At 60.1% G+C, this 26,370-nt stretch carries 28 protein-coding genes and 1 tRNA gene; 14 read left to right on the top strand and 15 right to left on the bottom strand.

Going from position 1 to position 26,370, the window contains the following annotated elements; translation table 11 throughout:
* Positions 1 to 7: 7 nt before the first annotated feature.
* The 8 genes from GRI34_RS04540 to GRI34_RS04505 form a co-directional block, all read right to left on the bottom strand.
* Positions 8 to 679: a hypothetical protein gene (locus GRI34_RS04540; protein ID WP_160594924.1), complete on the bottom strand. Its 672-nt coding sequence runs from the start codon at positions 677 to 679 to the stop codon at positions 8 to 10.
* Between the two features lie 59 nt (positions 680 to 738).
* Positions 739 to 1,143, bottom strand: a complete 405-nt coding sequence (locus tag GRI34_RS04535) for a TadE/TadG family type IV pilus assembly protein (RefSeq protein ID WP_160594923.1) — start codon at positions 1,141 to 1,143, stop codon at positions 739 to 741.
* Positions 1,143 to 1,601 carry a TadE/TadG family type IV pilus assembly protein gene (locus tag GRI34_RS04530; RefSeq protein WP_160594922.1) on the bottom strand — a complete coding sequence of 153 codons (459 nt, stop codon included), beginning with the start codon at positions 1,599 to 1,601 and terminating at the stop codon, positions 1,143 to 1,145. Before GRI34_RS04530 ends, GRI34_RS04535 begins: the two co-directional genes overlap by 1 nt.
* Positions 1,598 to 2,869: a pilus assembly protein TadG-related protein gene (locus GRI34_RS04525; protein ID WP_160594921.1), complete on the bottom strand. Its 1,272-nt coding sequence runs from the start codon at positions 2,867 to 2,869 to the stop codon at positions 1,598 to 1,600. Before GRI34_RS04525 ends, GRI34_RS04530 begins: the two co-directional genes overlap by 4 nt.
* A 214-nt stretch (positions 2,870 to 3,083) precedes the next feature.
* Positions 3,084 to 4,466, bottom strand: coding sequence for a pyruvate dehydrogenase complex E1 component subunit beta (locus tag GRI34_RS04520; RefSeq protein WP_160594920.1), 1,383 nt, complete (start codon positions 4,464 to 4,466; stop codon positions 3,084 to 3,086).
* 3 nt (positions 4,467 to 4,469) lie between these two features.
* On the bottom strand, positions 4,470 to 5,552 hold the full coding sequence (gene pdhA, locus GRI34_RS04515) for a pyruvate dehydrogenase (acetyl-transferring) E1 component subunit alpha (RefSeq protein WP_160594919.1): 1,083 nt from the start codon (positions 5,550 to 5,552) through the stop codon (positions 4,470 to 4,472).
* Between the two features lie 126 nt (positions 5,553 to 5,678).
* Positions 5,679 to 5,915, bottom strand: a complete 237-nt coding sequence (locus GRI34_RS04510) for an FtsB family cell division protein (RefSeq protein WP_325065183.1) — start codon at positions 5,913 to 5,915, stop codon at positions 5,679 to 5,681.
* A 132-nt stretch (positions 5,916 to 6,047) separates the two neighbouring features.
* Positions 6,048 to 7,202, bottom strand: a complete 1,155-nt coding sequence (locus GRI34_RS04505; RefSeq protein ID WP_199800111.1) for an acyl-CoA dehydrogenase family protein — start codon at positions 7,200 to 7,202, stop codon at positions 6,048 to 6,050.
* A 140-nt stretch (positions 7,203 to 7,342) separates the two neighbouring features.
* Between GRI34_RS04505 and hppD the strand changes: the two genes are divergently transcribed.
* The 5 genes from hppD to GRI34_RS04480 all read left to right on the top strand — a co-directional run bounded on the left by hppD (position 7,343) and on the right by GRI34_RS04480 (position 12,144).
* A complete protein-coding gene (hppD, locus tag GRI34_RS04500; RefSeq protein ID WP_160594917.1) occupies positions 7,343 to 8,464 on the top strand; it encodes a 4-hydroxyphenylpyruvate dioxygenase in 1,122 nt (373 codons plus the stop codon).
* Positions 8,461 to 9,033 (top strand): VOC family protein, encoded by a 573-nt coding sequence (locus GRI34_RS04495; protein ID WP_160594916.1) that lies wholly within the window; start codon positions 8,461 to 8,463, stop codon positions 9,031 to 9,033. The genes hppD and GRI34_RS04495 overlap by 4 nt, the downstream gene beginning before the upstream one ends.
* Positions 9,034 to 9,117: 84 nt before the next feature.
* Positions 9,118 to 9,996: a mechanosensitive ion channel family protein gene (locus GRI34_RS04490; RefSeq protein ID WP_160594915.1), complete on the top strand. Its 879-nt coding sequence runs from the start codon at positions 9,118 to 9,120 to the stop codon at positions 9,994 to 9,996.
* A 61-nt stretch (positions 9,997 to 10,057) separates the two neighbouring features.
* Positions 10,058 to 10,972, top strand: a complete 915-nt coding sequence (locus GRI34_RS04485) for a haloalkane dehalogenase (protein WP_160594914.1) — start codon at positions 10,058 to 10,060, stop codon at positions 10,970 to 10,972.
* A 14-nt stretch (positions 10,973 to 10,986) separates the two neighbouring features.
* Positions 10,987 to 12,144: an MFS transporter gene (locus tag GRI34_RS04480; protein ID WP_199800110.1), complete on the top strand. Its 1,158-nt coding sequence runs from the start codon at positions 10,987 to 10,989 to the stop codon at positions 12,142 to 12,144.
* 128 nt (positions 12,145 to 12,272) lie between these two features.
* Here the strand turns inward: GRI34_RS04480 and GRI34_RS04475 are convergent.
* From GRI34_RS04475 to grxC, 4 genes are all read right to left on the bottom strand, one after another.
* Positions 12,273 to 12,349, bottom strand: a tRNA-Arg gene (locus GRI34_RS04475).
* Positions 12,350 to 12,387: 38 nt separating this feature from the next.
* Positions 12,388 to 12,864, bottom strand: a complete 477-nt coding sequence (locus GRI34_RS04470; RefSeq protein WP_160594912.1) for a DUF1178 family protein — start codon at positions 12,862 to 12,864, stop codon at positions 12,388 to 12,390.
* A gap of 6 nt (positions 12,865 to 12,870) precedes the next feature.
* Positions 12,871 to 13,686, bottom strand: coding sequence for a carbon-nitrogen hydrolase family protein (locus GRI34_RS04465; RefSeq protein ID WP_160594911.1), 816 nt, complete (start codon positions 13,684 to 13,686; stop codon positions 12,871 to 12,873).
* Positions 13,683 to 13,949, bottom strand: a complete 267-nt coding sequence (gene grxC / locus GRI34_RS04460) for a glutaredoxin 3 (protein WP_160594910.1) — start codon at positions 13,947 to 13,949, stop codon at positions 13,683 to 13,685. Before grxC ends, GRI34_RS04465 begins: the two co-directional genes overlap by 4 nt.
* Before the next feature lie 170 nt (positions 13,950 to 14,119).
* On the opposite strand from grxC, the gene GRI34_RS04455 reads away from it, so the two are divergent.
* Positions 14,120 to 14,587, top strand: coding sequence for an Hsp20 family protein (locus GRI34_RS04455; protein WP_090479249.1), 468 nt, complete (start codon positions 14,120 to 14,122; stop codon positions 14,585 to 14,587).
* 329 nt (positions 14,588 to 14,916) lie between these two features.
* Here GRI34_RS04455 and GRI34_RS04450 read toward each other — a convergent pair whose 3' ends face one another.
* From GRI34_RS04450 to tpiA, 3 genes are all read right to left on the bottom strand, one after another.
* The gene (locus GRI34_RS04450) at positions 14,917 to 16,551 is read right to left on the bottom strand and encodes a CTP synthase (RefSeq protein WP_160594909.1); all 1,635 of its coding nucleotides are present in this window, start codon (positions 16,549 to 16,551) and stop codon (positions 14,917 to 14,919) included.
* A gap of 101 nt (positions 16,552 to 16,652) precedes the next feature.
* On the bottom strand, positions 16,653 to 17,012 hold the full coding sequence (secG, locus tag GRI34_RS04445; protein WP_160594908.1) for a preprotein translocase subunit SecG: 360 nt from the start codon (positions 17,010 to 17,012) through the stop codon (positions 16,653 to 16,655).
* A 76-nt stretch (positions 17,013 to 17,088) separates the two neighbouring features.
* Positions 17,089 to 17,850 carry a triose-phosphate isomerase gene (tpiA, locus tag GRI34_RS04440; RefSeq protein ID WP_160594907.1) on the bottom strand — a complete coding sequence of 254 codons (762 nt, stop codon included), beginning with the start codon at positions 17,848 to 17,850 and terminating at the stop codon, positions 17,089 to 17,091.
* Between the two features lie 214 nt (positions 17,851 to 18,064).
* On the opposite strand from tpiA, the gene GRI34_RS04435 reads away from it, so the two are divergent.
* Genes GRI34_RS04435 through moaC form a run of 8 tightly spaced genes read left to right on the top strand, consistent with a single transcriptional unit; the run spans position 18,065 to position 26,258 of the window.
* Positions 18,065 to 20,002 (top strand): peptidylprolyl isomerase, encoded by a 1,938-nt coding sequence (locus GRI34_RS04435; RefSeq protein WP_160594906.1) that lies wholly within the window; start codon positions 18,065 to 18,067, stop codon positions 20,000 to 20,002.
* A gap of 8 nt (positions 20,003 to 20,010) precedes the next feature.
* Positions 20,011 to 21,525 (top strand): anthranilate synthase component I, encoded by a 1,515-nt coding sequence (gene trpE, locus GRI34_RS04430; protein WP_160594905.1) that lies wholly within the window; start codon positions 20,011 to 20,013, stop codon positions 21,523 to 21,525.
* On the top strand, positions 21,522 to 22,373 hold the full coding sequence (locus tag GRI34_RS04425; RefSeq protein WP_160594904.1) for a phosphodiester glycosidase family protein: 852 nt from the start codon (positions 21,522 to 21,524) through the stop codon (positions 22,371 to 22,373). The genes trpE and GRI34_RS04425 overlap by 4 nt, the downstream gene beginning before the upstream one ends.
* The gene (pip, locus tag GRI34_RS04420) at positions 22,363 to 23,325 is read left to right on the top strand and encodes a prolyl aminopeptidase (RefSeq protein ID WP_160594903.1); all 963 of its coding nucleotides are present in this window, start codon (positions 22,363 to 22,365) and stop codon (positions 23,323 to 23,325) included. The genes GRI34_RS04425 and pip overlap by 11 nt, the downstream gene beginning before the upstream one ends.
* Before the next feature lie 59 nt (positions 23,326 to 23,384).
* Positions 23,385 to 23,999, top strand: coding sequence for an anthranilate synthase component II (locus GRI34_RS04415; RefSeq protein WP_160594902.1), 615 nt, complete (start codon positions 23,385 to 23,387; stop codon positions 23,997 to 23,999).
* Positions 23,996 to 24,988 carry an anthranilate phosphoribosyltransferase gene (trpD, locus tag GRI34_RS04410; protein WP_160594901.1) on the top strand — a complete coding sequence of 331 codons (993 nt, stop codon included), beginning with the start codon at positions 23,996 to 23,998 and terminating at the stop codon, positions 24,986 to 24,988. The genes GRI34_RS04415 and trpD overlap by 4 nt, the downstream gene beginning before the upstream one ends.
* Positions 24,985 to 25,788, top strand: a complete 804-nt coding sequence (gene trpC / locus GRI34_RS04405) for an indole-3-glycerol phosphate synthase TrpC (RefSeq protein ID WP_160594900.1) — start codon at positions 24,985 to 24,987, stop codon at positions 25,786 to 25,788. Before trpD ends, trpC begins: the two co-directional genes overlap by 4 nt.
* Positions 25,785 to 26,258: a cyclic pyranopterin monophosphate synthase MoaC gene (gene moaC, locus GRI34_RS04400; RefSeq protein ID WP_160594899.1), complete on the top strand. Its 474-nt coding sequence runs from the start codon at positions 25,785 to 25,787 to the stop codon at positions 26,256 to 26,258. The genes trpC and moaC overlap by 4 nt, the downstream gene beginning before the upstream one ends.
* The last annotated feature ends 112 nt before the right edge of the window (positions 26,259 to 26,370 follow it).

Here is a 26,370-nt window from a genome sequence, read left to right as displayed (position 1 = left end):
TCACTGTCTAGCGGCCGGAAATCCCTATGCGCAAGGCCAGTAGTGCCGCCGCGCGTCCTTCAAGCAGTGGCTTGCCGCCCAGCGACAGCGAACGTTTGGATAGGCCCGATAGAATCGCCAGCGGACGCACGCGCCGATGCATGGCCTTCATTGGCGCGATAGTGTCGGCATGGGCCAGAACGAGATGGCGTTCATCCTCATCGGATAGATGCGCCGCCAGATCCGCCAACGCCCATCGGTAGCCCGCACGGCGAGCTTTCTGTTGCTCGGTATCAGCAAAGCCAAATCCGCGAACAGCCGCACTCCATGCACTGGCACGTCCTTCACAGAACTGCCTCAAGGTCTCGTGATCGAGCGCCTCGGCAACTAGCAGTGCCTCCCATCCATCTACCAGGGTTTCGAGCGCTCGGGCATGTTCGCCCCAGGCATCGCTGACTGTCTTTACCAGAGGTTCGCCCATAGGCCTTTCGATTGCAGGCTTCGCTAGCAAGTCACGCCACCAAGCAAGCCGCATCTGGCCGATAACGGTCTCGCTGCTTGTGGCCACAACGCCCGCAAGCCGTCGATCCAGTTCGAACATGGACCTGAATAGCGGTCTGTCAGCCGGGCGTGCATAGGCAAGCGCTAGCTGAACTTCTTCCGCAAGCTCCTGTTGGTGGGTTTGAGCTGTTTCGACCATGCCCTCGCCATGACGAACATGGAGGTCGGGCGCAAGACGCGCCCTTCCTGGCGTAAAGCTCAGAGTTGCGGGTAGGACCGCTTCGTCAGGCGCACCGGAATCGTGCCCAGGTCGACGAAGACGAGGTTCACGTAGATACCGCCCGTCGCTTCGAGGTCGACATAGTCCCTGCCCGACACATCGGTGCCATGCGTAATGGCGAGCTGGGCATTCCCGAACTGCTGTGCGCTTAGCAAATGATCGGTGAATTCCGTCTGCAACTCGGCATCGGACGGCACCGGCCAGACGGAAACCGCCCTCGATGCCTCGTCGAGCGCCGAGGAAAGCGAGTTCTGGAAGAACAGGTAGATGCTCATGTTGAGCGTGCCCAGCAGCATCGTAACGGTCAGCGGCAGTACGAGAGCAAACTCGACCGCGGCAGTTCCCCGGTTGTCGCGCAGGAAGGTCTTGATCCTTTTCAGCATCATTTCGTCCTTATCGTAACCGAGCCGACGTGGTTCTGCTTGGTGGCGTAGTCCGCAATGCCCTTGATGTTGAGCATCGGCTCCCAGTCTTCATTGACCGTGATGGTCATATATTTCGTTTCGACCGCCGTCGGATTGACGCAGAACGGTGCACCGACTGTTTGCTTCACGCCGTCACATTCCAGCGTCGTATTGACCTTGATACTACCAACCGGAAGGCCAGACGCATTTGCGATTGCCGCGGCGACAACCGCATCCGGCGGGACGTTCTCCAGCGTACCCATCACATATTCCGCACCCAGTTGGGCGGTCTGCTGCATTTCCACCTTGTGGCGGTAGCCCATGGCGAAATCGATGCCGCCGAGCGCCATTGCCAGCACAAGGGGCATGACCAGGGCGACTTCGATCGTTGCGTTTCCGCGTGTGCTGCGGGCCAGTTTGGAAATTGCTGTGATCATTGACGCAACCTCAGAAATTCACCGCCATTGAACGAAGCCACGCCGCGTCCTGCTGGGCAATTGTTGGTCACATTCGTGTTGCCCGTGAACGTGATGAATTTCGAAACGATCTGCAGGCAATCAGTGGTCATGCTGCTGTTGCCGCTGAACTCGACATGGTTCGTCGGAGCATAGATACCGCCGTCGAATTTCGACTTGCTGTCACCGGTAAGGAACAGGCGGTTCTTGTTGCCGGCCACGATGCGACTGTCCTGAACGATGATCAGACCCGCGTAAGGTCCGGTGTCTGGGGCGGTAAGCTGGATCGACGATGTACCCGCGATCGAGATGGTGCCGATGGCAGATTGGTTGAACGGATTGTCTGTGTTGGTGAAGACGAGCGTGACGTTGTTCCCGATCAGGGTCGCGCCGCCGCCAACGCTGAGACCCTTTGCGCCGATATAGTAGGTTCCGGGGGCCAAGGTGACTGTGGCGTTGTTCTGGATCTGGATACCCTGATAGCACCCATAGGTCCCGTAATTCAGGCCGAGCGTATTGCCTGGTCCCTTGAAGGGAAGCGGCCATGCACTGCACGTGATATTCGGCTGAGTGTCGACGCTTTCGAACGGGTCGGTCGCCGGTGCCGTGCCGTTGTTTATCGCTGTGTCAGCCGTGACGCCGCCCGAGTTAGTGACAGTACCGACTGCCGAGAGCGCGCCGGCCTTGATTGTGCCCGTACCGGAAGCGGTTGCGTCAAAGTTCGAGTTCGACGCCATGCCGCAGTTCATGTTGACCGAGGCCGAACCCGAAATAGTCAAACCGACCGAAGCCTGATCAAGGGCGATCATGCAGTTCGGGACCTCGTTGCTGGATTCTGCAACCGCTTCCACACTGATGGTGGGGGCATTTGCCAGGAAGAGGCTCGAAAACGGGAGTTCGCGCGAGGTGCTAAGAACCACGCGGACCATGCTTGGATCCCCTGCGAAGTCGCCCGCGGTCGGGGGGGTTTCGATCGCATCGATAGTGTAGATATGCTGGTAGTTCTCCCCCAGCACCTTCGTGACTACGGTCTGCACGTCTTCGCCATTTTTCATCGCGAGCGCACCCGCCATCGCGCCTGCGTCGGCAGCGCTGTGGAGATCACGGCGCCAGCTGATCCACTGGGCCGCATCGACGGCGAGGCCCATGGTTCCGACCATCGGCACAAGCGAGGCGGCGACGAGCACGAGCACATTGCCGCGAGCGTCATCGCGAACCTGCTTCAGAAACTGCACCGCTTTGCGAAGCATTGACTACCCCATATCCAACTGTTCGAGGCTCCCTGATAGGGGCCACGGATGTCGGCGAGGTAAAGCAACAGCCCTAAAGACAAGTTAAAATGACAGGTCGCAGCCCTCCGCGAAACGGAGAACGCAGCGAGTCCCATGCAATGGGGAAGAGGTTAATGGGACGCGGACGCTGACGGCGAAAGCGAATCAGCTGGAAAGCTCGCGCAATGAAACCTCAGTCCCGGTAACAGACTTTCTTCGCAGCTTCGACGATGCGCGCACTGTCGATCAGCGCCATCTTCTCGAGGTTGGCAGCATAGGGGAGCGGCACATCTTCGTTGCACACCCGCGTGACGGGAGCATCGAGATGATCGAAGCCTTCCTCCATGCAGATCGCCGTGATCTCCGAAGCGATCGAGCAGGTCGGCCAACCCTCTTCGGCGATGACGACGCGGTTGGTCTTGGCGAGACTCTTGAGCACCGCCTCCTTGTCGAGCGGGCGCAAAGTGCGAAGATCGATGACTTCGGCGTCGATCCCCTCGCCAGCCAGCTCTTCGGCTGCTTCCAGAGCGAGGCCCACGGCGATCGAATAGGACACGATGGTCACATCGCTGCCTTCCCGCATGATCCGGGCCTTGCCGATCGGCAGCACATGATCGTCCAGTTCAGGCAGTTCAAACGTGCGCCCATAAACCAGTTCGTTCTCGAGGAAGACCACCGGATCCTCGCAGCGGATAGCCGCCTTGAGCAGGCCCTTGGCGTCCGAGCTGTCGAACGGCGCGATTACGATCAGGCCGGGCACGCTTGCGTACCAGGGACCGTAGTTCTGGCTGTGCTGAGCACCCACGCGGCTTGCCGCGCCGTTAGGCCCGCGGAAGACGACCGGGCAGCGCATCTGTCCGCCCGACATGTAATTGGTCTTGGCAGCCGAGTTGATGATGTGGTCGATGGCCTGCATCGCGAAGTTGAAGGTCATGAATTCGACCACCGGGCGCAGCCCGCCCATGGCGGCACCGGCACCGATGCCGGCAAAACCATATTCCGTGATCGGCGTATCGATGACCCGCTTGGGACCGAATTCGTCGAGCAGTCCTTGGGTGACCTTGTAGGCGCCTTGGTACTGCGCAACCTCTTCGCCCATCACGAAGACGCGCTCGTCGCGGCGCATCTCCTCGGCCATGGCATCGCGCAGCGCTTCGCGTACCGTGACCTTGGCCATGTTGGTGCCGTGCGGGACTTCGGGATCCTTCACATCCGCCTTACGGGTAGGCTTGGTGATCTCGGCCTCCGAAGCGTCTTGGCCGACGTCCTTGCCCTCGCCCAGGACGGCATCCACTTCGGCGGTTTCAGGAGCTGCGAGGTCGGAGGCGTCTTCGCCCTCGCCTGCCAGCATGGCGATGACCGTGCCGACTTTTACGCCTTCGGTGCCTTCTTCGACCAGGATCTTGCCCAGCGTGCCTTCATCGACCGCTTCGAATTCCATCGTGGCCTTGTCGGTTTCGATCTCGGCGATGATGTCGCCGATCTCGATGGCATCACCTTCTGACTTGAGCCATTTGGCGAGCGTGCCTTCTTCCATGGTGGGAGACAGCGCGGGCATCTTGAGTTCGATAGCCATGGCTCAATACTCCTCCACCAGGACATCGGTGTAGAGTTCGGAAGCCTCCGGCTCGGGCGAATTCTCGGCAAAATCAGCTGCCTCGCTGACGACCTTGCGAATGTCCTTGTCGATGACTTTCAAGTCTTCCTCTTTCGCGCCGTTTTCCATCAGGACCTTCTTCAGGCCCTCGATCGGGTCCTTGTGGTCCTTCATGTCCTGCACTTCTTCACGGGTGCGGTACTTGGCCGGATCGGACATGGAGTGGCCGCGATAGCGATAGGTTTCGCATTCCATCAGGACCGGGCCCTTGCCTTCGCGGACATGTTTGAAGGCGATCTCGGCGGCTTGACGTACCTCGAGGACATCCATGCCGTTGACCTTCATCCCCGGGATGCGGAACGCAGTGCCACGGCGGTAGAACTCGGTCTCCGCAGAGCTTCGGCTGACCGCAGTCCCCATGGCGTACTGGTTATTCTCGATGACGAAGACGATCGGCAGTTTCCACAAGGCCGCCATGTTGAACGTCTCGTAAACCTGGCCCTGGTTGGCCGCACCGTCACCGAAATAGGCAAGGCACAGCCCGCCATCTTCGTTGTACTGGTGTGCGAGCGCCAGACCACCGCCGAGTGCGACCTGCGCGCCGACGATGCCGTGGCCGCCGTAGAACTTATGTTCGGTCGAGAACATGTGCATCGACCCGCCCTTGCCCTTCGAGATGCCAGCCTCGCGGCCTGTCAGTTCGGCCATGATGACCTTGGGGTCGATGCCGTATGCAAGCATGTGTCCGTGATCGCGGTACCCGGTGATCACGCTGTCCTTGTCTCCATCGAGCGCGGATTGCAGACCGATGGCGACCGCTTCCTGGCCAATGTAGAGGTGGCAGAAACCGCCGATGAGGCCAAGGCCGTAGAGTTGGCCCGCGCGCTCTTCGAAACGGCGGATGAGCAGCATCTGTTCGTAGAAGTGCATCATCTGGTCGGTGCTGGCATCGAAGCGCTGCTTCTTCTCCAGTTCTTCCTGCAATGAGTGCAGGACGAATTCCGTATCTTCAGCGGGACTCTTCGGGGCCTTCGCGGCTGCTTTGCTCTTAGGGGCCTTTGCCAAACTACAGCATCCTTTATCTTCCGGGGAGGAATATGGCTCAGCCTATAGGCATAGCGGCGCACACCGCGCAACGCCCAAGCTGCGCGCATACGAAAACCTTACGGAATTGAGGGCTTGGCGCCCGGCTCAGTCGTCGAGCTTGATGACCACTTCGTCCGGGTGGACGACATTGAGCTGGCTGCGGAGCAATTCGCCCACCATGTCGGGATCGGCATGATCGGGGTGCAGCAAGGCAACCTTGTTCTGCAACGCGGACCGTTCCTTCTGGAGTGCGGCCAGCTGCGCTTCACGCTGGTCGAGGAGGCGCAGGTTCTCGCTCCAAGCAAGGAGGCCGGAAGGTCCAGCGACGGCAATTCCGCCCATCACGAGCAACGCCGCAAGCGCCGCAGTGTGCGACGCTTTCTGCCTTTGCCGTGTGTTGAGTCTGACCTTCCCTCTCATCAGGGACACAGAATCACAGTTAACCTTTACGCGCAAGGGCTATTTGCAGTCCCGTCAGTAGGAACGCGGTAGTCCGAGCACATGCTCTGCAAGATAGCTGAGGATCAGGTTCGTGCTGATCGGCGCGACCGTGTACAGACGTGCCTCGCGGAACTTGCGTTCAACGTCGTATTCTTCTGCAAATCCGAAACCGCCAAGCGTCTGGACACACATATCGGCCGCCGCCCAACTCGCTTCGCTAGCGAGCATCTTGGCCATGTTGGCTTCGGCCCCTGCGTTACCGCCTTCGTCATAGACTTCGGCAGCATGGTGAACCATCAGTTCGGCCGCGCGCATCTGAGCATAGCAGCGCGCGATGGGAAACTGCACGCCCTGGTTCTTGCCAATGGGTCTTGAGAAAACCTGCCGCTCCTTTGCGTAATCGCTGGCCTTTTCGATGAACCATTTCGCATCACCGATGCATTCCGCTGCGATCAGGATCCGCTCGGCGTTCATGCCCGAAAGGATATAGCGGAACCCCTTCCCTTCCTCACCGATCAGCGCCGACGCCGGGATACGCATATCGTCGAAGAAAACCTCCGTCGTAGAATGGTTCATCATCGTCCGGATCGGCTTGATGGTCATGCCGTTCCCGACCACTTCGCGCATGTCGACGAGGAAGAGCGAGAGGCCTTCCGTTTTCTTGGATACTTCGTCACGCGGTGTCGTGCGCGCCAACAGGACCATGAGGTCGGAATGCTCGGCGCGGCTCGTCCAGATCTTCTGGCCGTTGATCACATATTCATCGCCTTCCCGCTTGGCGAAAGTGCGCAGGGAAAGCGTGTCGGTTCCGCTCGTCGGTTCGGAAACGCCGAATGCCTGCAGGCGCAGGTCACCGTTGGCGATGCCCGGAAGATAGCTGCGCTTCTGTTCCTCGCTGCCGTAGCGAAGCAGCGTATTCATCACGTACATCTGGGCGTGGGCTGCGGCGCCGTTGCAACCGGAAGCCTGGATTTCCTCCATGATGACCGCAGCGGAATCGAGTTTGAGGCCACTGCCCCCGTATTCTTCCGGGATGAGCGCCGCGAGGAAGCCTGCCCGCGTGATCGCATCGACGAACTCTGCCGGATAGGCGCGATCGCGATCCTTCTCCCGCCAGTACTCACCAGGGAAATCGGAGCAGACTGCGCTCACGGCGCGGCGGATTTCATCTCGGTCTTCTTTTGCCATCGTTTGACACATGGACTCGTCCCGTCCGGAAGGCAATCCGTCGGAACAGGCCATCTTGCGCTCCGTTGGTTTCTTGACATTCGGGGCGCGTGCCCGTATTTGGTTTCGATTGAAACTAACTCAGATGACAGAGGATTGAGATGCCCGATCTTTTCGAAAACCCAATTGGCCTCGACGGCTTCGAATTCGTCGAATTCTGCGCCCCTGAAAAAGGCGTGATCGAGCCCGTTTTCGAAGCGATGGGCTTCTCGCACGTGGCGAACCACCGTTCCAAGGACGTGCAGCTCTGGCGCCAGGGCCAGATCAACCTGATCCTCAACTACGAGCCGAAGAGTGCCGCGTGGTTCTTCGCCCGCGAACACGGCCCGTCTGCCTGCGGTATGGGCTTTCGCGTCCGCGATGCGAAGAAAGCCTATGACGAACTGATCGAGCGTGGTGCTGAACCGGTCGCGAACGAACCGGGGCCAATGGAACTGCGCATCCCCGCAATCCGCGGCATTGGCGGCGCGATCGTCTACCTGATCGACCGCTATGCCAGCGAAGAAGGCGAGGGCCTGTCGATCTATGACATCGACTTCGAATATCTCCCCGGCGTGGAAAAACACCCGGAAGGCGCTGGCTTCGATGTGATCGATCACCTCACGCACAATGTCTACAATGGCCGCATGAAGTACTGGGCAGATTATTACGAAACGCTCTTCAACTTCCGCGAAATCCGCTTCTTCGACATCAAGGGCGAATATACCGGCCTGACGTCCAAGGCGCTGACCGCACCTGACGGCAAGATCCGCATTCCGCTGAACGAAGAGGGCGAAGGTGGCAAGGGACAGATCGAAGAGTTTCTGCGCGAATTCAACGGCGAAGGCATCCAGCACATCGCCCTCATCTGCGACGATCTCGTCAAGGCCTGGGACAAGCTGAAGGAATTCGGCGTTCCCTTCATGACGGCCCCGCCCGAAACCTATTACGAAATGCTCGAAGAGCGCCTGCCCGGCCACGGTGAAGAAGTCGAAGACCTCAAGATGCGCGGCATTCTGATGGACGGCACCACCGAGGGCGGCAACCCGCGCCTCCTGCTTCAGATTTTTGCAGAAGCGCAGGTCGGCCCGGTCTTTTTCGAGTTCATCCAGCGCAAGGGCGACGACGGCTTCGGCGAAGGCAATTTCAAGGCCCTCTTCGAAAGCATGGAGCGCGACCAGATCAAGCGCGGCGTGCTCAGCGTCGAGGAGGCCCAGACTGTCGAAGCGGAGCCTGCGGAATGAACGACGTAGCCGGTCATCCCGTAAAGCTGGGCGGCGTCCATCACGCCGCCTATCGCTGCAAGGACGCGAAAGAAACCGTCGAATGGTACGGCAAGGTTCTGGGCATGGATTACACCACTGCCTTCGCAGAGGACCATGTGCCGTCGACCGGCGACTACGATCCCTACATGCATGTGTTTCTCGACGCGGGTAATGGAAACATCCTCGCCTTCTTCGAACTGCCCAACCAGAAGGACATGGGCCGCGACGAGAATACTCCGGCGTGGGTTCAGCACCTGGCATTCAGGGTCGCATCGGAAGACGAGCTGCTTGCCGCCAAGGAACATATCGAAAGCCTCGGCATCGATGTGCTCGGTCCCACCCATCACGGCATCTTCAAATCGATCTATTTTTTCGATCCGAACGGTCACCGCGTCGAACTCGCTGCCGACATCGGGACCGACGAGCAATATGCCGAACTCAAGCGGGTCGCGCCGATGATGCTCGAGGAATGGAGCGAGACGAAGAAGGCTCCTCGTCATGCCGACTGGCTGCATGAAATCGCGCGGAAAGAACACGGCAAAAATTAGCCCTAAGGCCGGCAAACCCTAATAGTTTGCAATTCCGGAACCCTGGCGGAGGCATGACGTTGCCTCCCAAAGGGAGTTCTTCGGGTGAATTATATCGCAACGCTGCGCGACCAGCTGCAGGACATGGGCAATGGCCTGGTAGAGGCGCTGCCCAGTTTCGCAATTGCGCTCATCATCATGTTCGTTACGTGGATCGTGGCGCGCTTTGCCGTGAAGATTTCGGACGCGATTGTCGGTCGCACGGAAATCCGTGCCAGCCTGAAGAACCTGATCGATACGTTGGTCCGTCTTGGCATCTGGCTGGTAGGTCTGTTCATCGCCGCAGTGGTCGTGATACCCAGCCTCACGCCGGCCAGCTTGCTCGCCGGCCTAGGTATCGGCGCTGTCGCCATCGGCTTCGCCTTTCAGGACATCTTCGAAAATTTCCTCGCCGGCGTCCTCATCATGTTGCGCGAGAAAATGCGTATCGGCGATATCATCGAGTGCGAGGGCATCACCGGCAAGGTGGAGCATATCACGCTTCGCGAAACCCATGTACGCAAGCTGTCGGGTGAACTTACGGTCGTACCCAATTCGATATTGTTCAAGAACCCGGTGGAAATCTTCACCGATGAGGACCAGCGTCGGCACGAAGTGGTCGTGGGTGTGTCCTATGACACCAATCTCGATCATGCAGCCGACGTGATCCGCCGCGCGGTGGAAGACGTTGAAGACGTATTGGCCAGCAAGGGCGTCGACATATTCGCCCAGGAATTCAATTCCAGTTCGGTCGATTTCCTCGTCCGCTGGTGGTCCGGATCCACGCCGCGCTCAGGATGGGAGAGCAAGGATAAAGTCGTACGAGCGGTCAAGGCTGCACTCGACGACGCGGGTATCGAAATCCCGTTCCCCTATGTGACGCATACCTTCAAGGAGACGGTGCCGGTCAGCCAGCTGGGTGACAGCGGCAAACCTACACCCTAAGGGTTGCGAACAGAAACCGATCGAGAATGCGTTCCGTTCTCGTCGGTGATGGGAGAGCCCGATGAAAATCCTTCGTACGCCTGCAGAACGTTTCGCCGACATTCCGGACTATCCGTTTGCGGAGAACTGGATCGATATAGACCTTGGCGAAGGGTACACTGCGCGTCAGCATTACGTCGACGAAGGCGATAAGTCGGCTCCTCCTGTTCTGCTGTTTCACGGCGAGCCGAGCTGGTCTTTTCTGTATCGCAAGATGATCCCTATCCTCGTCGATGCGGGCTTTCGCGTGCTCGCTCCGGACCTCATCGGCTTCGGGAAGAGCGACAAGCCCGACGATCCCGAGTTCTTCACCTACGAGCGGCACGTCGATTGGCTGAAGCAATGGAGAGCAGCCGTAGAACCGCGTCCGGCTGCCCTGTTCGTGCAAGACTGGGGCGGTTTGCTGGGCTTGCGGATGCTCGCACATGATCCAGACCTCTTCACCTGCGTCGTGGCGAGCAATACCTTCCTTCCCGCTGGCGGCACGCCTTCCGCTGCATTTCTCGCATGGCGCGAATTTGCCCGGTCATCTCCCGAATTCCGCATCGGCGCCTTGCTCGACCGCGCTACTGCAACCCAGCGTTCCGAAGCCGAGATCGCTGCATATGATGCCCCCTACCCTGACGAGCCCTCCAAGGCCGCAGCGCGAGCATTCCCAAGTCTGGTGCCGGTTGAGGACGGCATGCCGGGAGTTGAGGACAACAAAAAAGCCTGGCCTGTGCTTGCAGCCTACGATGGACCTTTCCTCACGCTATTCGGCGAAGACGACCCTATAACGAAGGGCAGCGAGAAATTTCTTATCGACCGGATTGCAGGCGCCAAGGGCCTCGACCACCGCACATTGCCGAATTGCGGGCATTTCTGCCAAGAAGACCAACCTGAAGAACTGGCGGCTGGATTGATCGCAATGGCGCGCAAAGCAGGCCATCTGGGGTGACCTCGCCTGCGCTGATGACGCGCTCGCAAGAATACATTCTCGCCATCGCCGCAGCGGTGGTGACGGCCAACGCCTATTACATCCACCCGATCATCGGCGAGGTCGCCGACCATTTCGGGGTCAGCGAGGCAAGGATCGGGCTGGTGCCAGCCCTGAACCAACTCGCGCTGGCGGTCGGCATCCTGTTCCTGCTCCCCTTGGGCGACAGATATTCGAATAGACGCCTGACGATTGCGTTCACGGTGGGTCAAACAGTCAGCCTCGCGGTCATGACCGTGGCGGGCACATTCGGCCAGTTCCTTGCTGGTTCCACCGCTCTCGGCTTCTTCACCATCGCTCCCTATCTCCTGCCCGCTTACGCATCCAAGCGCGTCGCCCCCGAGCGACTGGGCCAGGTCACCGCCTTGCTGACGGCAGGGGTCATCCTTGGCATTCTCATCGCGCGCGTCGGCGCCGGCTGGATAGCGGAGCACTATGGCTGGCGGCTGGTCTACTGGATCGCGACGGGCCTGATGATCAGCGTTACGATCGCCCTTCCCTACCTGATGGAGGGCGGAGAACGCGAGCGAGGCAAGGCCAGGTACTGGTCGCTCGTCGGTTCGGTATTCCCGCTCGCTCGGCAGCATCGCGACGTGGTTCTTTCCGGTGCGATCCAGGCGCTGAATTTCGCGCAATTCATTGCGCTGTGGTTGGCTCTCGCGCTTTATCTCACCTCTCCGGAGGTGGGATACGGCACCGACACGGTGGGCTATCTCGCCGCGATTGCTGCCGTCTCCATTTTTTCGACCCCAAGGCTCGGACGCTGGGCCGACGTGGTTGGAGCGCGCAAGGCGCGACTGGTGTTCGCAGCCATCCAGTTGATCGGTATCGCCCTGTTCTATCCGCTTAGCGGTTCGCTTTGGGGGCTGATCGTGCCGCTGGTACTGGTGAACCTGGTCGGCCCGGGGATCGACGTCACCGGCCGCATGACCTTCCTCTCGCTGGCCACGGACCTGCGGACGAGGCTCACCACGATCTACATCGTCCTGATGTTCGTTGGAGGCGGGATCGGCAGCATCACAGCCACCGCAATCTACGACGCCTTCGGCTGGGGCGCCGTGTGCCTCGCGCTCGTCATTTCCTCCGCAGTGCTGACCGCGCTGGCAGCGTATTCCTTCAGAAAAAATCGCTGAAATGGTGCGCCCGACAGTATTGCTCCGCTGCTTCGCAGCTACGCCATCTCCGCTTCGCTCCGATTCCGAACGATTTTCGATCCTGATGCGCCGAACCAACAAAAGCGGTCCTGCTGGACCTCCTTTGTTGGTGCGCCCGACAGGATTCGAACCTGTGGCCTACCGCTTAGGAGGCGGTCGCTCTATCCAGCTGAGCTACGGGCGCCCCGGCGCTTCGTATAGCGCCTGAGTTTTTCGTGGCAATCAGTTGAGTTCGTCGGGAGGGGCGATCGGGAAAAGGATCGGCGCCACCGCAATGCCTTCCGAAGCCAGGTCCTCCGCTTCTTCACGCGTTGCCTTGCCGTGGATGGGTATCTCGTCGATCTCGCCATAATGCTGGGATCGCGCTTTCTCGGCGAACTTGTCTCCGACCCAGGTGCTCTTCTCCAATGCCTTGGCCTGTGCTTTCGCAAGCGTCTCGAGCGCCTTCTTCACTTCCGGCGGCATGGGTGCGTTTGAAAGCTGCGCCTCGGCTTTCGGCTCTTCCACCGGCCTTGCCGCTTGCGAGGCATTGCCCTTGGCAGGAACGGCGGGCGCCATGGGGGCCTTGCCAACCACGGACGATCCGCACTCGGGACAGTCGAGGAGGCCGCGTTCTCTCTGCTGGTCGTAATCGGCAGAAGACCCGAACCATCCCTCGAAGCGGTGGCCATTGTCGCAATGAAGGTCGAATACGATCATGGGCGCCTAAATGGCGATTTCTCGCCGATTGGCAAGGCTCGGCACCTGTGCACGCACGGTTTCTATGCGGCTGCGATCGATCTCCGCAAAACCGAGATCACCACCGCCTTCGCCCATGTCCAGAATGACTTCGCCCCAGGGATCCACGACGAGGCTGTGCCCGTAGGTTTCGCGACCGTCCTCGTGCTTGCCCGACTGTGCCGCGGCGATGACGAAAGAGCTGGCTTCGATGGCGCGCGCGCGCTGCATGACATGCCAATGAGCTTTCCCGGTGGGAACCGTGAACGCTGCGGGAGTAGCGATGGCATCGCATTCAAGGCGGCCGAGCGCCTCGTAAAGTGCAGGAAAGCGAAGATCGTAGCAGATGGTGAGGCCCAGCTTACCCACCGGACAATCGACGGTGACGACCTTGTCGCCAGGCCGGTAGGCGTTCGATTCCCGCCAACTCTCCCCGCTGTCCAGATCGACATCGAACATGTGCATCTTGTCATAGCGCGCAGCGATGTCGCCGGTCTCATCGATGACGAAGCCGCGGTTGGCCCACTTGCCCTCGCCCGCGTCGACTGCAAGCGAACCGAGATGGACCCAAAGCCCGCGCTTCGCTGCCTCGCTCCTCACAGCGGCGAGGACGGGATCGCTGCTCTCATGCACGATATTGCCCGCAGCTCGCTTGCGATCGCGATCGAGCAGCCCCGACATCTCGGGAGTAAAAAGCATCTGTGCCCCGCCCCGGGCCGCCGATCCGATGGCCTCGACCAACGCAGCAGCATTGCGCGACGGGTCTATACCGGTAGTCGGCTGGAACAGGGCAACCCGGGTCATTCTGCAGCCAGCAGCGCGTCCAGCTTGCCCGCCCGCTCGAGCGCGGCAAGTTCATCCGATCCGCCAACGTATGTTTCGCCGATGAAGATCTGCGGCACCGTTCGCGCGTTGGGCGCGCGCTCAAGCATTTCGTCGCGCTTGGGACCGCCCATCGTGATGTCGTGTTCCGCGTAATCGGCACCCTTGCTGTCGAGCAGGCTTTTCGCGCGATAACAGAAGCCACAGCCGAACTTGGTGTAGATATCGATCTTGGGCTGGCTCATCGGGTGTCCTTCGGGGCTTGTGTGGAAGAACGACTTAGCTGACAGGCGGGCGGCTTGAAAGCGTTTGGTCGCTGACTATCTTGGTTCTGTCGCTGCACGAGGCAGCGATATCGGAGCGCCGGTTTCGGGCTCCTCATATTGTCAAATTGCTCAACAGAGGATTTGTTTCGATGAACCGTTTTGATACAACACCCTATCGCCGTTCCACCGTCGGTTTCGACCGCCTGTTCGACCTGATGGAACGCCAGGCTCGCAATGCCGGTGGCGATAATTATCCCCCTTTCAATATCGAGCGCCGCGACGATGACGAATATCGCATCACGCTGGCAGTCGCGGGCTTCCGTCCCGAAGACCTCGATATCACCGCACAGCAGAACCTGCTGACCATCCACGGACGCAAGCGCGACGACCAGCCCGAAGGCGACATGCTGCACGTCGGCATCGCGAACCGCGGCTTTGAACGCCGTTTCGACCTGGCGGATTACGTGCGCGTTGAAAATGCCGATCTCAAGGACGGCATGCTCGTCATCGATCTCGTTCGCGAAGTGCCGGAGGCGATGAAGCCCAAGAAGATCGCGATCGGCGGTCAGAAGCCGCTCGAAATCGTCAAGGATGACGACGACAGCGCTGCTGCCTGATCTTTCGAATTGACGTGTGAAATGAAAGGGGGCGGAACCCGAAGGTTCCGCCCCCGCGACGTCTAGCGCCGCCAAGCCCCTAATTCGGCCGTCCGGGTCGCAGAAGACAACCGAACTCGAGGCAAGCCCACCGCTTGCTGGCGCAGCGTTAGTCTGTAAATTCAAGGGTCTGCGACCGCTGAACTCAGTAGTGTCTGCATCAAATGCAACAAAAGATAAAGGCCCCCTCTCGGCGGAGAGGGAGCCTAGTGTCGTGCTCATACAATTTGTAGAAAACCGACATGTGAGAAAACAAGTGTTTACGTTCACATGGTGGTCCCAATTTTTTTTTAGACTAGGCGTTCCTGATCCAGTGCAGCGCCTATGAAACCCGCAAAAAGTGGATGCGGATCAAAGGGTTTGGACTTCAATTCAGGGTGGAATTGGACGCCAACGAACCAAGGATGGTCAGGCCGTTCGACGATTTCCGGCAGCAGTCCATCGGGTGACATGCCGGAAAAGATGAGGCCCTGCTTCTCCAGCGGCTCGATATAAGCGCCGTTGACCTCGTAGCGATGGCGATGCCGCTCGGAGATCTCGCTCTTGCCGCCATAGATTGCGGACACATGGCTGTTAGCGGCAAGCTTTGCGTCGTAGGCACCCAGGCGCATCGTTCCGCCCAGGTCCCCACCCGCTTCGCGCTTTTCAAGCCCTTCCTGCGTCATCCATTCGGTAATGATACCGACAACCGGCTCTTCTGTACGACCGAACTCTGTCGAGCTTGCCTTGTCGAAACCTGCCGAGCGCGCACCTTCGATGCAGGCCATCTGCATCCCCAGGCAAATGCCGAGGAAAGGCACCTTGCGTTCGCGGGCGAAGCGGACGGCTGCGATCTTTCCTTCGCTGCCGCGTTCACCGAAGCCGCCGGGCACGAGAATGCCGTGCATCGGCTCGAGCTGGGCTGCGATATCGCTGTCACCCTGTTCGAAGACCTCCGCATCGATCCACTTGATGTTGACCTTGACCCGGTGGGCCATACCGCCGTGAACAAGCGCTTCGTTCAACGATTTGTAGGCGTCCTGCAGTCCGACGTATTTTCCGACCACACCAATAGTGACTTCGCCCTCTGGATTGGAGTGGCGATCCACCACATCGTACCAGCGTGACAAATCGGGTTCGGGCGCATCGGTGATGCCGAAGCCGCGCAGGACCTCGGTGTCGAGACCTTCGCCGTGATACTGGAGCGGTACCGAATAGATCGACGGTGCATCGAGAGCGGGGATTACCGCTTCTTTGCGAACGTTGCAGAAGTTCGCGATCTTCTGGCGTTCGCCGTCGGGAATGGGATGCTCTGCGCGGCACAAAAGCACATCGGGCTTGATCCCGAGGCTGGCAAGTTCTCGGACCGAGTGCTGGGTCGGCTTGGTTTTCAGCTCACCTGCTGCCGCAATGTAGGGCACCAGCGTCACATGGACGCTGAGTGACTGCATCGGCTCGAGCTCGTTACGCAGCTGGCGGATCGCCTCCATGAAAGGGAGGCTCTCAATATCGCCGACCGTGCCACCGATTTCGCACAGGATGAAATCGTGGTCGTCCTGACCCGCGAGCGCGAATTCCTTGATCGCATCGGTCACATGCGGGACCACCTGGACCGTCGCGCCGAGGTAATCGCCGCGGCGTTCCTTAGCGATAATCTGCTGGTAAACCCTGCCCGAAGTGATGTTGTCGCCCTGGTGGGCCGAAACGCCGGTGAAGCGTTCGTAGTGACCGAGATCGAGATCGGTCTCAGCCCCGTCGTCCGTCACATAGACTTCGCCATGCTGATACGGGCTCATCGTGCCCGGATCGACATTGAGGTAGGGATCGAATTTGCGGATGCGGACCTTGTACCCGCGCGCCTGAAGAAGCGCCGCGAGGCTCGCAGCCATGAGACCTTTGCCGAGCGAGGAGACCACGCCGCCGGTGATGAAAATATACCGCGCCATGGGAGTTGGGCCTTAAGCGTGGGGAGTGAGTCGGCGCAAGGATAAAGACGCGCAGAATTGCGCGCCGTCCACAGACGCCAGCGAAATAGGTTGTTTTTGGCTTAGTCGGCCAGCGGGTCGACAGGCTCCGCTGGTGCAGCGTCCGGTGCCGGTGCCGCGCCCGGGCCGCCCAGCGGATCAACGGTCTCGGAAGGTGTGACCGAGCGATCGAGGGTCGATTCAACACCGTCTGCGCCGACGCCTTCCACAGCCATCGCAGCCAAGGCTATCGAAAGCGCGACAAAGGCAATTGCCAGCCACTTCGTGGAACGGGTCAGGAAGTCCGCCGCACCACGCGCACTGAGCATGCCCGAGGGGCTGCCGCCAATACCAAGGCCACCGCCTTCGCTGCGCTGCATGAGGATTACGCCAACGAGCGCTGCCGCGACAATCGCCTGAACGACGGTGAGGAAGAGAAACATGGGTATCTATCTCGATCGAATTGGATTTGACGCGCAGCATCTAAGCGTGCGTACGTGAAACGGCAAGGTTTGCGACTTAGGCGTCCTCTGCCTCGGATGCGGCAACCACGATGCCCAGGAAACTCTCTGCCGAGAGGCTTGCCCCGCCGACTAGTGCACCGCCGACTTCCGGAGTAGACAGGATGTCACTCGCATTATCGGGATTGACGGAGCCACCGTAGAGGATGCGAACCCCTGCGGACTGCTCGGGACCATAGGTCTCATCGAGAAGTTTGCGAATGGCCGCATGCATCGAGGCGATATCTTCAACGGTCGCCGTACGCCCGGTGCCGATTGCCCAGATTGGTTCGTACGCGACGGTGACGCGTTCGCCCGCATCTTCGATTTTCGGCAGGCTCGCGCTCAGCTGTCCCAAAACGAACTCTTCAGCCTTACCCGAATCGCGCAGATCGAGGCTCTCACCGCAGCACAAAATGATCCGAAGACCCCCGTCGAGGGCGCTTTCGATCTTCGCATTGATAAGATCGTTCGATTCGCCGTGGGCACCGCGTCGTTCGCTGTGCCCGAGGATCACGAATTTCGCACCGGCATCGGCCAGCATGGTGGCGGAGATATCGCCGGTGTGCGCACCTTCTGCACCTGGGTGGCAATCCTGGGCGCCCACGCCGATCTGTTCCGCTTCGCGATGGACGGCATGGATCAAGGTATATGGGGGCGCAACGGCGACTTCCGCCTTCATGTAACGCTGGGCAGCACGATCGATCGCGCGTGCTTCGCTGAGCATTGCACGCGTGCCGTTCATTTTCCAATTGCCAACAATATAGGGCCGATCGGCCATGTAAATTTCCTGTCACGTCATCAAATCTGGCTGGCGCTATATAGAGAGCGCGCGCGCAATCGCCAGACCGGGCTTGTAATTGCGTCAAAAGCGGACAGCACCTGTTGCGGGGAGGTCGCATGGCGGATAAAGCGCCGTGCTCGAAACGGTATCGCTTCGTACCCCCAGCGGGTGCGGTGCGCCCCAAAGCACTGAAGAGGCATTCCCGCAAGTCATGCTCACTTTTTTCCGGAACTTCTTTAAGACGAAGGTCGGCCTCGCCATCGCCCTCGCCTTTCTCGGCCTGATCGGCTTCGCCTTCGCCAGCATGGACGTCTCCAGCACCGGCGCATTCGGCGGCGTTGCAGGTGGTGAACGGGTCGCTGTCGTCGGAGACGAGAAAATCTCGACGGCGGCGCTCAATGATGCGGCAAGCGAAGCGCTTCGCCGGGTGAGGCAGGAAAATCCGGATGCAACGATTCAGACCCTGCTCGCAGGTGACGGGCTCGACAATGTTCTCGGCGGACTCATCGACCGTTACGTGCTCATTGCATGGGGCGAAGAAAACGGTCTGCGTGCAGGGCGTAACCTGGTGAATAGCGAGATCAGGCAGATTCCGGGCGCACGCGGCCCGAGCGGCAATTTCGAGGAAGGTGCCTATCAGGCGTTTCTCAGCGCCCAGAGCCTCACTGATGCCCAATTGCGTCAGCAGGTCCGCACGTCGCTGTTCTTCCGCCAATCGGTCATTCCGGCGACTTACGGAACTCTGGTGCCGGATTCGATTGCCGAAACCTATGCGCGCACATTCAAGGAGCGCCGTCGTGGCTTCGTAGCGGCCATTCCCGCCGCTGCCTTTGCCCCGACCGGGAATCCGACCGACGCGCAGCTTCGTGAGTTCTATGCCGAAAATGGGCAGCGGTTCGTCCGCCCGGAACGCCGCAGCCTTCGTTATGCAAGCTTCGGTGCAGATGCACTGGGCGAGACGATCGAGCCGAGCGATACCCAGATCCAGGAATATTTCCGTGAGAATGCGGAAGACTATGCCGCTCGTGAAACGCGAAGCTTTACTCAACTGATCGTTTCAACCCGCCAAGGTGCAGAGGCAATCGCGCAGCGTGTCTCCTCCGGTCAAAGCTTTGCCGCCGCCGCCGCGGAAGCTGGCTTTCGCACGGCTCAGCTCGAAAACCAGGAGCGCGAAACAGTCCTCGAACAGTCGAGTGCCGCAGTAGCGGACGCGTATTTCTCGGCTTCCGAAGGCGGTCTGACCGCTCCTGCACGCAGCCCACTCGGCTGGCATATCGCCCGCGTAGACGACGTTAACCAGGAAGCAGCAAAAAGCCTTGCTTCCGTCCGCGGCGAGATCGCGGACGTCCTGCGCGAACGCAATCGTCAGCGAGGTATCGCTGAGCTTGCTACGACGATCGAGGATCGCCTTGCGGACGGGGCCTCGCTGACGGCTGTTGCAGAGGAACTGGATCTCGAAATCCAGTCCACCGCTCCGCTGACAGCGTCCGGCTTCGTCTACGGAACGCAGCAGCGCGCGCCTGAAGCATTGCTTCCGACGCTCGATTTCGCGTTCCAAATCGATGAGGGCGAACCAGAAATCGCCGCACTTCCCGACGGCCAGAATTTCATCGTTTACGAGGTGGGCACGATTACCCCTTCGGCAACCGCGCCGCTTACGGAAATCCGGGACAATGTGATCGCCGAATGGCGCCGTGTTCGCGGCAACGAAGGGGCGCGTGCGGCGGCGGATCGCGTTCTCAAAAGGATTGAGGATGGTGCAAGCCTGGCAGCTGCCCTGTCAGCCGAGGATGTCACCCTTCCCAATCCGGATGGTGTCAACATCACCCGCCAAGAAATCGCGCAGATGCGTAATGCAAGCGTACCCGCGCCGTTGGCACTCTTCTTCTCGATGGCAGAGGGGACCACGAAAAAGCTGCAAGGCAGCCAGGATCAGGGCTGGTATGTCGTGGCGCTGGAAGACATCTCGCTCGGCGAGCTCGAAGAGAACGACCCGCTTGTAGCGCAGGCGAAAGGCCAGATATCGCAGGGTTGGGCGGCAGAGCTTTCGGAACAGATGATCGCCGCGATGCGCGCTGAAGTCGGTGTCGAACGCAATCCCGATGCAATTGCGGCTGTGCGCCGCCAATTGCTCGGCGAAACGAACTGAGAGCGCTCTTGGCGAACAATCTCGAGGGAACCGAACGCGCCCGTGCGGAACTGGAAGCCGGTCGCCCTTCCCTCGTCTGGCGCAAGGTCGTAGCCGATACCGTGACCCCGGTCGGGGCTGCGCTTAATCTCATGGAGGATGGGCGTGGCGATTTCCTGCTTGAATCGGTCGAGGGCGGAGAAGTGCGCGGGCGTTACAGCCTACTTGGGCTGGACCCCGATCTCGTCTTTCGTGCCGAGGGCGACAGTGCAGCAATCAACCGCGCCTGGAAGCGCGACCGCGAAGCATTCGAAGCGTGCACCGCGCCGACACTGGACGCACTACGTGATCTGTTAGCCGAATGCCGTTTCGATGTGCCCGAAGACCTGCCGCCCGCCCTTGCGTGTCTGGTAGGATACTTTGGCTATGAAACAATCGGACTCGTAGAAAAACTCCCACGGCCCAAATCCGCGCCGCTCGAAGTTCCGGACATGCTTTTCGTCCGGCCCACCCTCATCCTCATTTTCGACAATTTGTCGGACCAATTGTTCTGCATCGCGCCCTTGTGGCCCGATGATGCGGATCACGAAGACCTGGTCTCGCGTGCGGCGGAGACAATCGACACAACTCTGGCGCGCCTGAGTGGAGCTGTCGCTCCTGTTCGCGAGGACACATCGGCCCTCCCCGACATCAAGCCACAACCCACAATGGGGACGGAAGATTACGAAACGATGGTAGTGCGTGCCAAGGAATACATCGCTGCTGGCGATATCTTCCAGGTCGTACTGTCCCAGCGCTTCACCGCGCCGTTCCCCCTTCCTCCGATCGCGCTATATCGCTCCCTGAGGCGTGTGAACCCCTCTCCGTTCCTTTATTTCCTCGACATGCCGGGGTTCGCGATTGTCGGTTCCAGCCCGGAAATCCTCGTCAGGGTGCGCCATAACGAAGTGACGATCCGGCCTATTGCCGGGACCAGGCCTCGCGGAACCACTCCCGCTCTCGACCGGGAAGCGGAAGCCTCGCTGCTTGCAGATCCCAAAGAACTGGCAGAACACCTGATGTTGCTCGACCTCGGCCGCAATGATGTCGGGCGGGTGGCGCAGAGCGGGTCCGTCACCGTCACGGACAGCTATACGGTCGAACGATATAGCCACGTCATGCACATTGTCAGCAATGTCACCGGCACGCTCGATAGCAGGTTCGACGCGCTCGATGCCATGTTCGCGGGCTTTCCTGCCGGCACGGTCAGCGGCGCGCCCAAGGTCCGTGCCTGCGAAATCATTGCAGAACTCGAACCGGCGAAGCGCGGTGCATACGCAGGTGGTGTCGGCTACTTCGCACCCGACGGCACACTCGACAGTTGCATTGTCCTGAGGACCGCGGTCATCCAGGACGGGACCATGCACGTCCAGGCGGGCGCGGGGATCGTGGCCGATAGCGACCCCAGCTATGAACAACGAGAATGCGAAGCGAAGGCAGGTGCGCTATTTGCAGCAGCACGCGATGCCATTCGCCTCGCCAAGGAACCCGGTTACGGTCAATGAAATACGTTCTGGTCGCACTTTCAGCCCTGATCCTTTCCTCTTGCGAGCCGCCGCCAGCGGGGGAACCAGTCACGCGCACCCGCATCGACGGTCAGGCGGAGGCATCGCCTTCCCCGTCGCCTTCCGCATCAGGCGCATCATCGGTCACGTCCCAGGTGGAAAGCGCCTGTCGTGCGATCATTTTCGAGGATACCTCACTCACACATTGCCTTGCGGTGCCGTCGCGTCACCGGATTGCCATGACGTTGGGACCCGATGGCGGCGATCCCTACCGCAGTTTGACGGCCTTTTCCCGTGCTCGCGGTGCGAGCGGTCTGGCTTTTGCAATGAACGCGGGGATGTACGGCGAGGACGGGCGACCGATCGGATATTTCGTGGTGAATTCGCAGCGTCTGGCAACTCTCAATACAAACGACGGTGACGGCAACTTCCACATGAAACCCAACGGGGTGTTTTTCGGCACCGGGGATCAGTGGGAGATCCGAACGACTGATGATTTCCTCGCCAATGTTTCCGACCGACCGGAATTCGGGACGCAATCCGGACCGATGTTGGTGATTGATGGCGAAATCCATCCCGAGATAACCCGCGACGGTCCATCACGGTTTGTGCGCAACGGAGTCGGGATGGACGAACGTGGACGGGCGCACTTCGTGATTTCCAATGCCCCGCTTTCGTTCGGGAAGCTGGCCCGCTTCTTCAAAGACGAACTGAACGCCACCGATGCCCTTTTTCTTGATGGGAACGTGTCGGCGCTCTGGAACCCCGCTACGGAAAGACTCGACACCGGTGCCCCCATCGGTCCGATCGTGGTGGTCGAAAGGAAGGATACATCGGATGACGAATGATCTGCGGACGCTCTATCCGGAGATAGAGCCCTACGAGACCGGGATGCTCGACGTCGGCGAATGTCATTCGCTGTATTACGAACGCGTCGGCACACCAGGGGCGAAGCCTGCGGTATTTCTCCACGGTGGACCGGGCGGCGGGATGAGTCCCGACCATCGGCGCCAGTGGGACCCGGAACTTTATGACGTCCTGCTGTTCGACCAGCGCGGCTGCGGAAAGTCACTTCCCTTCGCCGAGATCGAGAACAATGATACCTGGCGGATCGTCGAGGATATTGAGCGCCTGCGCGAAATGTGCGGCTACGAGAAGTGGCAGGCATTCGGCGGTAGCTGGGGTTCTACGCTCGCGCTCGCCTATGCGCAGAAATACCCCGAGCGGGTCAGCGAACTTGTCCTGCGCGGTGTCTTCCTCGCCCGCGCGGAGGAGAAAGGCTGGCTTTATCGTTATGGCGCGAGCCAGATCATGGCGGAAGCGTGGGACGATTTTATCTCGATCATTCCCGAAGACGAACGCGACGACCTGGTTAAAGCCTATTACGCGCGCCTGACGAGCGATGATCAGGATACAAGGCTGACTGCGGCAAAGGCGTGGTCGATCTGGGAAGGCCAGGTGGCGACGCTATTGCCCAACCACGATTTGCTGGAAAGCTTTGCCGACGCGTCCAAGGCGCTGCCTTTCGCGCGTATCTGTGCGCGCTACTTCCTCAATGACTTCTACCTCGAAGAAGCGCAGCTGCTCCGCGACATCGGCAATATTGCCGGCATCCCGGGCATCATCGTGCAAGGGCGTCACGACATCTGTACCCCTCCGACCAGCGCCTGGGCGCTCAAGAAAGCGTGGCCCGAAGCCAAGCTGCACATAGTCCATGATGCCGGTCACAGCGCGAGCGAGCCGGGCATAGTCGACGGGCTCGTGCGCGCGACCGACGAATTGGCCGGCAAGCAGGCCTGACGCCGCGCGACGCAAAGCTTGCTTGAAACCCGTCGCCTGCCCAGCCATTGACGAGCCGAATGACCGAAAACCGATCTATCCTCGTCGTCGACAATTACGACAGCTTCACTTTCAACCTCGTCCACTATCTTATGGAGCTGGGGGCCGAGGTCGAAGTCGTTCGCAATGACGCCATCACCGCCGCACAGGCTTTGGACAGCGGCGCTGCCGGTTTCCTGATCTCGCCCGGCCCCTGCACACCGAACGAGGCGGGCGTGAGCCTCGATCTCGTCGCTGCTGCTGCCGATGCGGGAAAACCGCTCCTCGGGGTGTGCCTCGGACATCAGGCCATCGGCCAGCATTTTGGCGGCAAGGTGGTTCGTGGCGGCTTGATGCATGGCAAGACCAGCCCGGTAACGCATGACGCGACTGGCGTCTTCGAAGGGCTGCCATCGCCGTTCCTCGCGACCCGTTATCACTCGCTCGTAGTCGAAGAAATTCCCGACACCCTGTCAGCGAATGCGCATAGCGAAACCCCGGGTCTCGACGGGATCAGCGTCATGGGCTTCCGCCACCGCGTGTTGCCCATTCACGGCGTGCAGTTCCACCCTGAAAGCATCGCGACAGAGCATGGCCATGCCCTTCTCGCGAACTTCCTCAAGATTTGCGGTATCCCCGCCAAGGTTCCGGCATGAAACAGCTACCCTCTGCAGACACACATCTCGATGCGGCCCAATCCGAAGAGGTTTTCGGCTGGATCCTGGATGGCGAGACCAGCGACGAGGAGATTGCTCGCTTTCTCGTAGATATGTCCTCGCGTAGCGAGACGGCGGAAGAAATTGCAGGCGCGGCCCGTGCTTTGCGTGCCCGTCTGATCCCGATTGAAGCGCCCGAAGGCACTGTCGATTGCTGCGGCACCGGCGGTGACGGCCACCACACCCTGAATGTTTCGACCGCTGTCAGCCTGGTCATCGCTTCCTGCGGGGTTCCGGTCGCCAAGCATGGCAATCGTGCCGCAAGCTCCAAGTCCGGGGCCGCCGATACGCTGGAAGCTCTCGGCCTCGACATGGATGCCGTCGGCCGCACCGCCGAGAAAACGCTTGAGAAACTCGGCATCTGCTTCCTGTTCGCGAAGAACCACCACCCGGCGATGGGGCGCATCCAGCCCATCCGCCAGAAGCTGGGTGTTCGAACAATCTTCAACCTGATGGGTCCGCTGTCCAATCCGGCCGGAGTGAAGCGCCAGCTTATCGGGATCGCCCGGCCCGCCTATGTCCCGATCTATGCAAGGGCCAAGGCCACTCTCGGGACGGAGCGCAGCTTCATCGTTTCCGGTGACGAAGGTCTCGACGAACTGTCGCTTGCAGGCGGTAACGAACTTGCCGATGTGCGCGACCATGATTTCGAAATGCGCCGGGTCGTCGCGGTGCAGGCCAATCTTGCCCACGCTCCCGTCGAAGCCATTCGCGGCGGAGGTCCCCTACACAACGCAAAGGCTCTGGAAGCGCTGCTGTTCGGGACACCCGGCGCCTATCGCGATGCGGTGCTCTTCAATGCCGCTGCTACCTTGATCGTGGCGGGAAAATCCGACGACTGGACGGAGGCTGCCGAACTCGCTGCCGAGGCAATCGACAGCGGCCGTGCCCGCAAGCTGCTGACCGACTGGATTGCACTGGCGCAATGAACAAGCTCGACGAAATTTGCGCCACTAAGCGTGACGAAGTCGCGGCGCGGCGCAGGGGCGCAACGCTCGACCACCTGGACAGCCGCGCGGCCGGACAGACAGAACCGCGCGGGTTCATGAAAGCGCTCGAAAAAGCTCAGCAATCGGGCTTCGGCCTGATCGCGGAAATCAAGAAAGCTTCGCCCTCCAAAGGGTTGATCCGGGACGATTTCGCACCGGCCGACCATGCGCGCGCTTATGCCGCCGGCGGGGCAAGTTGCCTGTCGGTGCTGACCGACGCGCCATATTTCCAGGGTCACGAGGACTATCTGGTCGAGGCGCGCGCAGCTTGTGACCTCCCTGTTTTGCGCAAGGACTTTATGGTCGATCCTTGGCAGGTTGCCGAAGCGCGTGCCCTCGGGGCCGACGCGATCCTCATCATCGTCGCCGCACTGGACGATGGAGCAATGGCGGAGATCGAAGCTGCGGCGATCGAGCGCGGCATGGATGTCCTGGTCGAGGTTCACGACGAGGAAGAGCTTGCCCGCGCGAGCAGCCTCCGATCGCGCCTGCTTGGTGTCAACAATCGCAATCTGAAGACCTTCGAGACCGATCTTGCCACCACCGAACGGCTTGCAGCGTTTGCTCCTGAGAATGCCCTGTTGGTGGGAGAGAGCGGAATCTTCACGCATGATGATTGCCTCCGTCTCGCCCAATCGGGTGTGAAAAGCTTCCTCGTCGGTGAAAGCCTGATGAGACAGCCCGATGTCGAACTCGCAACGCGTCGCCTGTTGCACGGTGAAAAAGCCGCAAAGGCATGAGTAAGCTGACGCATCTTGACGAAGACGGCGCGGCTCACATGGTCGACGTATCGGGCAAGCTGGTGACACGGCGCTCTGCAACTGCCGAAGGCCGAATTCTCATGACTGCCGAAGGGCTCGCCGCGATCACGCAAGGCGATCTGCCAAAGGGTGACGCAATCGCCGCCGCCCGCATTGCGGGTATAATGGCGGCGAAGAAGACCGGTGAGTTGATCCCGCTGTGCCACCCGCTGGGTCTCGAAGCTGTTTCTATAGAGTTCCACCCTGAAGACGATGCCATACGAGTCGTTGCAACAGCTTCGCTTAATGGCAAGACCGGTGTGGAGATGGAGGCGCTGACCGCCGCGAGCGTCGCCTTGCTCACCCTATACGACATGGGCAAGGCGCTCGATGAGGGAATGCGGATCGACGGCATCCGCCTGATCGCCAAGACCGGTGGCAAATCCGGCGACTGGCACGCCCGGGACTGAAACGAGAACGGTTGTTCCGCTGCAATCACCTCCGAAATGGCTGAATTGCTTGACTTACGAAAATTGGTTGCCTAATTGTTCCACATTCGTTCACAAGGTTGTGAACAGGAAT

The organism is Qipengyuania aquimaris, from assembly GCF_009827445.1.
GTDB classification, from domain to species: Bacteria; Pseudomonadota; Alphaproteobacteria; order Sphingomonadales; family Sphingomonadaceae; genus Qipengyuania; species Qipengyuania aquimaris.
The sequence above is the reverse complement of the archived record's forward strand: the minus strand, read 5'-3'. Positions and strand labels throughout refer to the sequence as shown.